General features: G+C 38.7%; 18 protein-coding genes. All 18 read left to right on the top strand.

Annotation, left to right across the window (positions count from 1 at the left end; all coding sequences use genetic code 11):
• Nucleotides 1–480 (top strand): hypothetical protein (locus ACW9SV_RS21295; RefSeq protein WP_479558800.1); only part of this gene is annotated, 480 nt, incomplete at its 5' end.
• Between the two features lie 87 nt (nucleotides 481–567).
• The gene (locus tag ACW9SV_RS21290) at nucleotides 568–1,068 is read left to right on the top strand and encodes a DUF3805 domain-containing protein (RefSeq protein ID WP_479558799.1); all 501 of its coding nucleotides are present in this window, start codon (nucleotides 568–570) and stop codon (nucleotides 1,066–1,068) included.
• An 87-nt stretch (nucleotides 1,069–1,155) separates the two neighbouring features.
• Entirely contained in the window at nucleotides 1,156–1,551 is a 396-nt protein-coding gene (locus ACW9SV_RS21285) for a hypothetical protein (RefSeq protein WP_479558798.1), read from the top strand.
• Between the two features lie 95 nt (nucleotides 1,552–1,646).
• Nucleotides 1,647–2,084 (top strand): DUF7668 domain-containing protein, encoded by a 438-nt coding sequence (locus ACW9SV_RS21280; RefSeq protein ID WP_479558797.1) that lies wholly within the window; start codon nucleotides 1,647–1,649, stop codon nucleotides 2,082–2,084.
• A gap of 99 nt (nucleotides 2,085–2,183) precedes the next feature.
• Entirely contained in the window at nucleotides 2,184–2,591 is a 408-nt protein-coding gene (locus tag ACW9SV_RS21275; RefSeq protein WP_479558796.1) for a DUF6334 family protein, read from the top strand.
• A 101-nt stretch (nucleotides 2,592–2,692) separates the two neighbouring features.
• Nucleotides 2,693–3,832: a thioredoxin-like domain-containing protein gene (locus ACW9SV_RS21270; protein WP_479558795.1), complete on the top strand. Its 1,140-nt coding sequence runs from the start codon at nucleotides 2,693–2,695 to the stop codon at nucleotides 3,830–3,832.
• Nucleotides 3,833–3,930: 98 nt separating this feature from the next.
• Nucleotides 3,931–4,443, top strand: coding sequence for a hypothetical protein (locus ACW9SV_RS21265; RefSeq protein WP_479558794.1), 513 nt, complete (start codon nucleotides 3,931–3,933; stop codon nucleotides 4,441–4,443).
• Between the two features lie 153 nt (nucleotides 4,444–4,596).
• Nucleotides 4,597–5,193: a Shedu anti-phage system protein SduA domain-containing protein gene (locus ACW9SV_RS21260; RefSeq protein WP_479558793.1), complete on the top strand. Its 597-nt coding sequence runs from the start codon at nucleotides 4,597–4,599 to the stop codon at nucleotides 5,191–5,193.
• Between the two features lie 107 nt (nucleotides 5,194–5,300).
• The gene (locus ACW9SV_RS21255) at nucleotides 5,301–5,918 is read left to right on the top strand and encodes a hypothetical protein (protein WP_479558792.1); all 618 of its coding nucleotides are present in this window, start codon (nucleotides 5,301–5,303) and stop codon (nucleotides 5,916–5,918) included.
• 38 nt (nucleotides 5,919–5,956) lie between these two features.
• Nucleotides 5,957–6,520, top strand: a complete 564-nt coding sequence (locus ACW9SV_RS21250; RefSeq protein WP_479558791.1) for a hypothetical protein — start codon at nucleotides 5,957–5,959, stop codon at nucleotides 6,518–6,520.
• Nucleotides 6,521–6,613: 93 nt separating this feature from the next.
• Nucleotides 6,614–7,090: an SMI1/KNR4 family protein gene (locus ACW9SV_RS21245; protein WP_479558790.1), complete on the top strand. Its 477-nt coding sequence runs from the start codon at nucleotides 6,614–6,616 to the stop codon at nucleotides 7,088–7,090.
• Between the two features lie 75 nt (nucleotides 7,091–7,165).
• Nucleotides 7,166–7,627: a hypothetical protein gene (locus ACW9SV_RS21240; RefSeq protein WP_479558789.1), complete on the top strand. Its 462-nt coding sequence runs from the start codon at nucleotides 7,166–7,168 to the stop codon at nucleotides 7,625–7,627.
• A gap of 86 nt (nucleotides 7,628–7,713) precedes the next feature.
• Nucleotides 7,714–8,346: a hypothetical protein gene (locus ACW9SV_RS21235; RefSeq protein WP_479558788.1), complete on the top strand. Its 633-nt coding sequence runs from the start codon at nucleotides 7,714–7,716 to the stop codon at nucleotides 8,344–8,346.
• 85 nt (nucleotides 8,347–8,431) lie between these two features.
• Nucleotides 8,432–8,674: a hypothetical protein gene (locus ACW9SV_RS21230; protein WP_479558787.1), complete on the top strand. Its 243-nt coding sequence runs from the start codon at nucleotides 8,432–8,434 to the stop codon at nucleotides 8,672–8,674.
• Nucleotides 8,667–8,942 carry a hypothetical protein gene (locus ACW9SV_RS21225; protein WP_479558786.1) on the top strand — a complete coding sequence of 92 codons (276 nt, stop codon included), beginning with the start codon at nucleotides 8,667–8,669 and terminating at the stop codon, nucleotides 8,940–8,942. The genes ACW9SV_RS21230 and ACW9SV_RS21225 overlap by 8 nt, the downstream gene beginning before the upstream one ends.
• A 68-nt stretch (nucleotides 8,943–9,010) precedes the next feature.
• Nucleotides 9,011–9,511 carry a DUF695 domain-containing protein gene (locus ACW9SV_RS21220; protein ID WP_479558785.1) on the top strand — a complete coding sequence of 167 codons (501 nt, stop codon included), beginning with the start codon at nucleotides 9,011–9,013 and terminating at the stop codon, nucleotides 9,509–9,511.
• Between the two features lie 96 nt (nucleotides 9,512–9,607).
• Nucleotides 9,608–10,129 carry a hypothetical protein gene (locus ACW9SV_RS21215; RefSeq protein ID WP_479558784.1) on the top strand — a complete coding sequence of 174 codons (522 nt, stop codon included), beginning with the start codon at nucleotides 9,608–9,610 and terminating at the stop codon, nucleotides 10,127–10,129.
• Nucleotides 10,130–10,215: 86 nt separating this feature from the next.
• Nucleotides 10,216–10,767: a hypothetical protein gene (locus tag ACW9SV_RS21210; protein WP_479558783.1), complete on the top strand. Its 552-nt coding sequence runs from the start codon at nucleotides 10,216–10,218 to the stop codon at nucleotides 10,765–10,767.
• Nucleotides 10,768–10,865: the final 98 nt, after the last annotated feature.

Here is a 10,865-nt window from a genome sequence, read left to right as displayed (position 1 = left end):
GGTAATTTCAAGAATTTGAAAAATTTAATTTCGCTGACTTTCTGGATAATTTGCTTTACCACCCAAAGTTGTGGTTTCCAACAGAGAGAAACTAAAATAGACAATCTAAAAATGAAATATCAAGTCGGACAAGTTTGGGACTACAAAACCAGGAAAGGTGAAAAAGACTCATATTTGACAATTCTAAAGATTGAAGAATATCCCAAAGCTGGAATTGTCGTCCACGTAGCAATTGATAATGTAAGTATTAATGGACCAAAGACTGGAGAATACTATGGACACAAAATCAGTCATATGCCTTTTAGTCCCGAAGCTTTAGATAAAAGCTTAACTGATTTAAAAGAATCAAATTCTACCTTGCCTGAATTTGAAGATGGTTATGACGACTGGAAAGAGCAATTTGACAAAGGCAATGCTGGTGTTTTTTCAGTAACAGTTGCTGAAGCTATTGGATTTATTGAAACGACACTTGACCAATAAAAAGACAACCCCTAACACAGTGTATACAAAACCCTTGCTTCGCTGCGGGCTTTGCATACACGCGGCCCGTTGTGTGTCATTTTAAAAATGAAGAAAACAGTAATTTTATTGACTTTAATTTTAGGTAGCCTTGGCTGTCAATATAAAATGAATTACAAAGAATTTAATTCTGAAGAAAGCTGGTTTACAACCCAATTGCCATCCAACTGGGATGAATTTGAAGATAGAGACGGGACTTACCTATTTTACGACGCAGAAGACTGGAAGGGGAGTCTTAGGATAACTCCTGTAAGGTGGGATAATAAGAAAGGAATAGACACTGTTCCTGAATTGTTGGCAGAAGAACTTGAAGAAAGAAGTTCAGACAATGCTTCAATTGTAAAGTTAAGCGATTTTGATTGTGTCTTCTATAAAGAATATGTTCAAGAAGATGCGGAAGAGCTATTAATCTACAATTGGATGTTTGGCAGAGATAATACCATGTTTGTGGTATCCTATACTACCGACAAAGAAAGGGAAACAATTGAATCTAATAACGAAGAGCTAAAGCATGTAGAAAATGTTATAAAGACTCTGCAAATAAAATAAAAACGTCACACAACCACGTGTAAACGCCAGCTTCGGCCGACGGCCATCGCCGTCGTTTACACAAGTACGTTGTGGTGCATTTAAATAATGAAAAAGAAACCGACATTTATTACTCTTGGTCTTTTAGTCATCCTGATTTCACTTTTTATAACCGACCCAGCTATCAAACGGGCTGTTAAGCATATTGACCAAGAAGCACAATATGAGTGGCGACTTTTCAACAATTCGTTCTGTAATTTAAAAACGGCTGGACATTGCTTTACGAATGAATTGAATAGAACAAATGCTGAAATAATACTTTATCGCCGACTTTTGGATAACTACATTGGCCAGGAAAATATCAGAAAGAAGTTAGTTCAAGTTGTAAAGTCCACATACCGATTCGATAGAACCTACATGGAATTAACAAATAGCCAAGAAGTGAGAATGGATTCACTTCTAAAATACAGAGACCAAATATTTGCACCTATAGCCATAAAATAGAAAAACACACCACAACAACGTGTAACCGTCAGCAGCGGCCGTCGGCCTCGCCGTCGTTTACACAAGTCCGTTGGGCGTAAACTATAGTAAAATATATGACTCTGAAACTTCCTCTCGACTCCTCGGCTGAGACTTTAATATCAGCCGTTGAAAAATGGGTTGACTTGTTAGCTAAAGATGATTATGCCGCAGCACTTGCGATGATTGAGCATGATAAGGAATCAGAATGGACTCCCAATTCCTTAAAGGAGTGGATTGAAAATTATGGTGACCATGAGCCTCATTTTAGTGGTAAAAAATTTAAAGTCACTCCAATAGAAAAGGCTAGCAGTAAGGAGGGAGAAAAACACAATCGAGATTTTGACTACTTAACTGAACCAGTATTTAAAGAAGAATACAATGCTGAAATAATTGCGGACATTTGGTATGACCTCCCATTAAATAACGAATGGAGTGATTTGACAGCCGCTTTTTTTATTTTAAAAAGGGATGGGTATTTGACATTAATCTTGAATGATGTACATGTAATGTAAAAAAGTCTCCGCCCAACATTGTGTAAACACCATGCGTCGGCCGACGGCCTCGCACGCTGTTTACACGAGTCCGTTGGCGGTAAGTTAAATAACTAAAAAATGTCTTTGAGTCTTGAAAGTATAGTCGGAGGGTCAATCGAATCAATTTCAATAAAAGTTTGGGACAGGCAAAAAAACGGTTTTGACTGGATTGAGCAAGTAACTATAAACACAGCTACAGAAAGCCTAATCTTAACTGTAAACCCCGACCTTGACGAGCTAACTGTCAAGACAGACCAAGTAAAGATGGCACAAATTGGAAATGAAATATCGGTTAATGATTTAAGAGAACCATCGCCTTTAACAGATTTGCTGGGCAAGAAGTTAGTTTGGACATGGATTCTAACTAACCACCAAGGCTACCAGGACGGATTTCAACTTCAGGCAACCGCTGGAAAGGAAGAAACCATTATTCAATTTATAGCTATTTCATCAAAGATTGAATTACTCAAACTAAGCAGAAACTAAAAAGAAAACCTACCGCCAACAACGGCTAAACGCCAGCTCCAGCCGACGGCCGTCGCCGCCGTTTAGCCAAGTACGTTAGCAACAATCTTTAAAATGAATTAATGAAATTTATCCAAATAGTAATTCTCATCCTCTTCATTCTTGTTTCATGCTCTACCCCAAAACCCTTCGAAGTAATAACCATTGAGGGGAATATCAAGAATCTTCAGGACGGTAAAATTTACCTTGCAGACGCTATTTCTTGGGCAAATCTGGATTCTGCCGTATGCGAGAACGGCAAGTTCTCTTTTAAGTTAAACCCTGATTCTGGTTTTACGCCCTCGAAAGTTGCCCTCCAGTACAAGCCCTTGGGAAAGGTAGATAGTCTTGACAGGTACGTCATGCATCTAGGCTACCTGAGGATTCCGTTTCGCAACCACACAAAAGGTGAAGACAGCCTGAAATATTACTCAACGTCCTTTATGCTGGACAAGGAGCTTATCAGGGTAAGCGGAGACATGAAAGGAAATGGGAAAGCAAGGGTGTTTGCGGGCAAAGAAACTGATTTGATGTATGAGGACTGGAGGGGTGAATTCGGGTGGTTGGGTAATCTGGAGGGAAAAGGCAGGACTGCAAAGCTTAATGAGTTCAAAAACAGAATCCAAGACCATCCATCAAGTTATTACCTCTTAGGTCAGATTTACCTTAACAAAGACCAATTTTCAGAAAAGGAGCTAGAGGACATTTTCAAATCATTTGACAAGGAACTCCAACAGTCACTACGTGGAGAAAAAGTGAAATCATATCTGGCCAACCGAATGGACCCTAATCTTCCTTACCAAAATTTCACGTTGGAAACTGCGGAAAATAAAAGTGGATGGCTCTTCAACCAAAGTGCCAAGGTGAACATGCTGGTTTTCTGGGCTAGTTGGTGCGGACCCTGTAGGGAGGAGATTCCAGCGTTGAAGGAAATCTATAGAGAGTATGATGGTACAGCCTTGAACATGGTAAGTGTTTCCATAGATGAACAGCCCGAGAACTGGCATAAGGCACTGACAAAGGAGAAAATGGATTGGCAACAATTGATTGTCAAGAAAGACAAAATAGAAGAGATTCAACAGAAGTTTAATTTCACTGCCATCCCGTTGATTGTTTTAACTGATAGTGAGGGAAAAGAGATAAGACGGTTTGTCGGCAATGGTGAGGAAAATATAAAATACATCAGGGAGGTAATCTCTAATTATTGCAAAAAACAGATTTAATCAGCTGCAGAAAACTAAAAACTTTTGCTAACAACACCTAAAAAGCATTGAAACGCTTTTTAGCCCAAACGTTGGCGGTAATAAGAATAAATTAATAGATGGACTTAAATAATAAACCATTGTTGAACTCAATCCTGACAGGTACTTTTTATCTCCTGTTCAGTTGGTCAGCTGATTTGAGTGAAAAAATTTTTGCTCCATATGCTTTGTTGATGCAATTCCTACCAGGTCTTACTTTTCCTTTGATGACAACTTTCCCCATTTTGGACGGGGAATATAAATTGAATCGACGTTTACATTTGATTCTATCAATTGCTATTTACTATGGAAGTGTATGGATTTATAGCGGACATGGTCAATTTAAGTATATATCAATACTGGCGGGATTTGTAGGTTCTATTGGGTATCTTATTATTTCACGACTATTACTTAGATATCCTTTGTCTAACAAAGAAATAATGATTGCTGCCGTAGTGAGTGGACTAACCTTTCTTCCCTTTGAAATATTTGGAGGGTTTTCTATGGTGGGCTTGGCTATTTTATTGTGGACAGTTACAAATGGTTTTATCCTGAATCAAAAATATAAAATTACTCCCGCCAACATTGTGTAAACATCATGCTACGGGCGACGGCCTCGCACGTTGTTTACACGAGACCGTTAGCAGCAATTAATTTAATAATGAATAAAATAGAGCTTCCTATAAAACGCATCACGAAAGACTATTGAAGAAACAAAGGCGGAAAACCCCTTTGCAACGCATGAAATGTACTTAAAGGATGTGCAGGTTAATACATTTGAAGAGTTAATAAATTCAAACTCAGGAGAAACTGCTATTGATAGATTCCTAAGAGACAATCCTGAAATTTTCACTGCCGCCTTACATAATCATAGAACTGGACACCATGCCACCTGCATCATTCCAAAGCAAAGTATTAGACCACACATTCAAGAAAATGGACAGCGTGGACTAATTCCTGATTTCATTGTTGGCGGAAAAAGTTCAGATGGTTGGGAATGGTGGGTTGTAGAAATAAAAGGCGCTAATCAGACCTTGTTTACACAAACAAAGAATGAAACCTACTTTAGTTCAGAAATTAATAAGGGAATTTGCCAATTATTAGAATATATAGATTTCTGCTCTGAACATCAGGAAGTGTTAAGAAGTGTATTTAAGCTACAGGATTTTAGAGAACCAAAAGGACTTCTAATAGCTGGAAGAGAAGGAGAAGTAATTGAAAATGAATCTAAGCAAAAGTTAAAAGCTGCTTGGAATAGGGTTACTAAAGAAAAACTTGAAATCAGAACTTACGACTGGCTCACAAGAAGTCTTAGGGCATTACTAAGTTACTATAAAAAATAACTGCTGCTAACCACGTGTAAACGCCAGCTTCGGCCGACGGCCTCGCCGCCGTTTACACAAGTCCGTTGGGTGAAATAAGTAAACACTTAATTGGTTTTCAAAAGCGCATGAATAGTAGTAGCAGGACTCTTTTCCTCCTTTTAACATTCTTGGTAAGTTCATGTGATTTGAAAGACAGGTGGCAATCAGCTGACTTGTTGGTAGAAGCCTTGGAAAATGGAAAACATAAGACAATAACCCAAAGCGTTGCCGACACTATAGATTTAGGTAGGCTCACCACCTTTGACTGGGATACAGTTTACTGGTTTGGGGGAAATATCAGTTGGGCAAGTGTCGACAAAGAACTGCCTCATATTGATTGGAGGGAAGGCTTTCATGGGAGTAGGGAAGTGGATGAGGGCGACTACAGATTTGTTTTCGTGAAAGGGAACAATGCAGTTAACTATGTGGACGTGCCTGATTCCCTGTTTACCGGTATCCACTTGGCTAAGTATTATATTGATGAGGAAGGGAACAAGCAGGATTACTACTATGATGAAAATGGCAGGGTGCATTCATTTACATTAACGAATTGGCCGAAGAAGGAAAGTAGGTTTATAGTGCTAAGAATGGAGACGAACTCCTACTTGCATCCCGTAACTGGTTGCAGATATCCTGAATGCCCAGGCAACTCAGGTAAAAGGAAAGAAGAACTACTACACCCAACAACACCTAAAAAGCATTGAAACGCTTTTTAGCCTAAACGTTATGCACAAGCTAAAATATGAAAGAAACAAAAAGTTGGAATATCGAACCGCCTCTTTTGAAAGCTTATAAGAAAAGCAGCTGGACGGAGGATTCTTTCACTGAAACAGCAGATGGTAAGTATGGCGTTTTTATTTATAACATCGACGAATGGAGAATGATGTCTTACGCAGGACTAATAGCCATATACAACGACAAATATAATCCTAAGCCAATTCTTAATTCCGGTGAAACTTGGATATGGGTTGACAATGAAAAAACCTTCGACTACGCACCACTTTCTGAATGTTTTATCTTTAGAAAACCAGCATCACCACAACAAGCAAATATCGGAGTCTTTCCATTCCTTTTACTAAAACCAGCTGAAAAGGTATTTTCTTTCATTGAGTGGGACTCCACTTCTATATTTTATGGGTTTTCTGAAGTAACGAAAAACATCATCAAAGTAAAAGAAGTGCACCCAATTGACATTGAAAATTCAAAAAAGCCAAAGAGGACAAACGATATATTTGATTTGACCCAATTAAAATGGTATGACCTTCAACGATTTGACAAGGCATTGGAAATATATCGTGTAAAATAATAAAAAGCCAGTGCATAACACTGTATAAAAATCATGCTACGGCCGACAGCCTAGCACGTTTTTTATACTATCCGTTAGGTAAAATTATAAGTAATGAATCAATTCCAAGAGCTGTTCGGTCGATTGAAGAGAAAATCAGATGAATTAGGAATTGTATTCAATAAATCTGCCACAGAAGAAGAAATTTCTAAACTAGAGAAATCGGTTAGTCAAAAACTTCCCAAGGATATTCTCGACTTCTACAGTTTCTGTAACGGATTCGACTCAGACGACTTCCTTTTCCGCGCAATTCCAATCTCCCAAATACTTGAATATAAAGCTGAGGTAGAAACATCTTCTTTTTACTTTGCAGAATACATGATATACAGCGACTCTTGGACTATCCAACTAAAAAGTGAAAAAGAATATTCCATAGTAAATTGTAACCATGATACTGAAGAAGAAGTGGTTCTCACTCAGTCACTTTATGAATTTATAGGAAAGTACCTAACAGAAGAAGGAGTCTTTGGGGACAATGGACTTTATAGCTGGTTTGAAGAAATCAAAAAAGAAAAAAATATCTTTACCTAACGGCTAGTGTAAAAGGCATCTACGGCCGACGGCCTCGCCGCCTTTTACACTAGCCGTTAGCACAAAATTATAATAATGAAAACTAAAGCCGACATAACTATTCCTTGTGTCATTATTGGATATAGTTGTTTGTTTACTGTTCCATTGATAATAAAATCAGACTTTAGTTTGACAGTGTTTGGTTGGCTTTGGGTTGGCTTCTGGTCTTTGGTTGCTTTATTCGGAATCTGGAAGATTGAGCATTATGAAATAAACGACAATATTCTTATCAAAAGAAACTTCTTAGGAGCCTTCAGGAAAAAACGGGACTTAAATACGCTAGTTAAATACTCTAAGAAAAACCTGGATACTGATTTGCCGACTAACCCTTTCAACGTCGTTAGATTCTTTACAAATAGGGCTAAATATTTAAAGTTTCAGCAGATAAGATTAGATTTCAGAAACCAACCAGTATTGAAAATAGATGAAAGAACTGTGGACAGTACGGATTATCCACTTCTTTATAAGCAGTTGAAAAAGCATAAAACAAATACTTAAAAGAAAATCTTGTGCTAACAACGTGTAAACGTCAGCCACGGCCGACGGCCTTGCCGTCGTTTACACAAGTACGTTAGCCATAATTTATGACAGATTGGTATAGAAGAAAAACATGGAGTGAAACGGACGAGGCGGAATTCTTCGCCAAGCTTGGACGTGCAAGAAAAGACGGTCGCGCCCAGTACCTGAAAATACAGGCTATTGAGCTTACAGAAACCAAAGACAAAAAACTTCTTGAGGTAGCTGAGGGCTTATTGCATAAAATGCTCTCAGACTTTCCTAAAGACAATTTCAACAAAAGTTCGTCGCTGCATACCCTAGCAAGAATCCAGATGATTAATGGGAACTATGAAAAAGCCATCGACTTCTGTAAAGAGGCCATCGACTTTGAGACTGTTTACCCAAACGTACAGACTGGAGCCTACATGGACTATTCAGAATTGGTCGTAAAGACTGGCAAAACAGAGCTTTTCGATTCTGTAGAGCAGATTTTAGCATCAAGGGTTGCAGGATTGCTTTTCTCAATCGACAAGTATAAAGCCTACTCGATTCTATCGGTCATCGCCAATCATAAAGGAAAACCTGAATTGGCGGGAAACTTCGCAGAGTTGGCAGAGCAAAACGCAAGCGCGGAAACCTCAGGCCTCAGGTACCACAATTACTTAGGAGTAGTAAAGGAGCGTGACAGGTGGCTAGATAGGCTCGTGAAAAGGAAATAAAAACTATGGCTAACATTGTGCATAAGCCATGCTACGGCCGACGGCCTAGCACGCCTCATGCACTAGACCGTTGGCGGTAATTAATATGAATAAGAACTGGAAGCATATAACAACTATCATTGATGGAGAAGCATTTACTGTTAGTGGCTTAAACATCTGGAATTATGATTGGAAGAGGACTGGGGAATCAATCAACATTCAAGACCCATTATATGGACAGAATTACACAATGCCAGTTTATGAAATTTCAGATAGAGGAACTGTTGTGAGATTTGCCGCTGGAGAGTTTTCAAATTGTATATGGGGAATCTACCAACAGAATGGCTGACACAGAATTACTCATTGAAAATTATAGAATTTTGTCAACGGGACTAGACGGGGGACATCGATACATCTCTACTGAAATTGACCACAAAGGCGAAGTAAGAAAACTTACCGCAATATTTCTCAACAAATCTGACGAGAGGGACTTAGGGATTTACAGAAGATTATGGCTTAAAGGAGACTTGATTGATGAAGGGAATCAGAACTCCTTGATGCTCCTAAACTCAATTATCATAAAAAAAAGAAAAATAACTCCCGCCAACATGGTGTAAAAGTCATGCCATGGCCGACGGCCTAGCACGTCTTTTACACGAGGCCGTTGTGTGCAATGCATAGAATAATGGAAAGAGCCTTTATTAGCTTACTACTTGCATCTGTTTTGGCTTTTCACTTAACTTCTTGCAAACAGAAAGAAAAAATGAAAGAAAACAGCTGGTTTACCACAGAAGTTGAGTATGACGGTTATCCTTTACTTTTAAGAAAACCCAATCACCCGAATATCTGGAGCTTTCAAAATAACTATACTCAATTAGTGCGCTTATCTCATTCATTAGACCATGTCAATTCAAATGGACTACCCACCGCGGACTATAATACTTCTGTTTCCGACTTCGATGGAGAAGCTATTCGTTTGTTCGACCAAAAAAAGGAAGGAATTGTCTTTTTGATAGAAACTTTTGGCGGAAGCCGTAAATATTGGTTCTTCACATCACCAACTGCCGACTACACCACAAAATTTAAAAAACTTCAAGAACGACATAAGGACAAAGACTTAGAAGTAACCTCCAGAGAAGACAAGAATTGGAGTTTCATTAAAGATTATCCATTCAGATTGTACTAAAAATAAAAAAGCATCACACACAACACTGTATAAACGCCAGCATCGGCCGACGGCCTCCGCCGCCGTTTATACTAGACGTTAGCGGTAACTTAAATAATGAAGAAGCTTTTCTCAAAATATCACAGGTATTACACTTTCGACCTTGATAAGCCGAAAAGCCTTGTTGTAGGCTACATTTCACAGCAGAAAGAAAAAAAGAAAAACTTCCTCGATAAACTCACAAGCGTTTCCATCGACTTTAGCGAAGTTAGTTTTACTGACACCGACACAATAGAGATTAATGTCCGACCATCTACATTCAAACCATTCGGAGGAAACGGAAAAATAAGAATAGAACTAATAAGCGGACTGGATAGAATAGGAACAAGAATACAAGCCGAAATCATCCCGTACTATAAAAGTAACATTTACGGGACTTACTTCATCATCTTCTTTTTCGCTCTTCTAGCCTTATTGGGACTTCCAATTAGCACCAATGGACTAGCGATTCTGATACCTTTGCTCTCATCGCTGTTCTTCTTTACTATAATCCATCTGTTGATATTGAAGAGCAGAAGCCAGCTTAAAGAGAATTTAGAAGATTTAGTAATTGAATTAGAAAGAAAAAGCAACCGCTAACGGACTAGTATAAAAATCAAGCTTCGGGCGACGGCCTCGCTCGTTTTTTATACTAGTCCGTTAGCAACAAGCTATATTATAATCTAATGAAGTTAATATTTCTTTTCATTACGTTTTATGTTATTGGATGTGCAGATTCATTTGGCCAAAGATTGAACAAGGCGTATGTCGACAATTGGATTGTAGAAACTTTTCCAGCGTCCAAAATGGATAGCAATGCGCTGTACGTTTTGAACGGACACCTCATAGACACGGACTCCGTAGAGAATAAGTTAAGATTCTATCCACAATCAGACTTGATTGGAATAGACTACCTCGACAAGGCTACTGCAGAAAATCTTTTTATCTGCGCCCCGCCAAGGGGCATTGTGCTGTTGGTTACAAAAGGTTACCAGAGCAAAAAAGCGATACGCAAGAACTTCTCTAAGGCAAAGACTGAATTCAATCAAAACACCACAGAGGAACTTCCAGTTTTAATAGTCAACGGAAAGCAAATTAAAAGTTCAGAAAGTGAATCAAAGCTGAAAAGCCTAAGAAAAGCTGAAATTGTAGGAGTAAACATCATAGATAGACCAGTTTCGAGCCATTTGTATGGAGAGAATGGTAAAAATGGTTTAGTGGCAATATCAACCAAATAGAAAAAAGCCAGTTGCTAACACTGTATAAACGCCAGCATCGGCCGACGGCCTCCGCCGTCGTTTATACTAGTTCGTTATGCTTTATGTTAAGATGCTTG

The organism is Rufibacter sp. JT20002 (genome assembly GCF_056491185.1).
The sequence above is the reverse complement of the archived record's forward strand: the minus strand, read 5'-3'. Positions and strand labels throughout refer to the sequence as shown.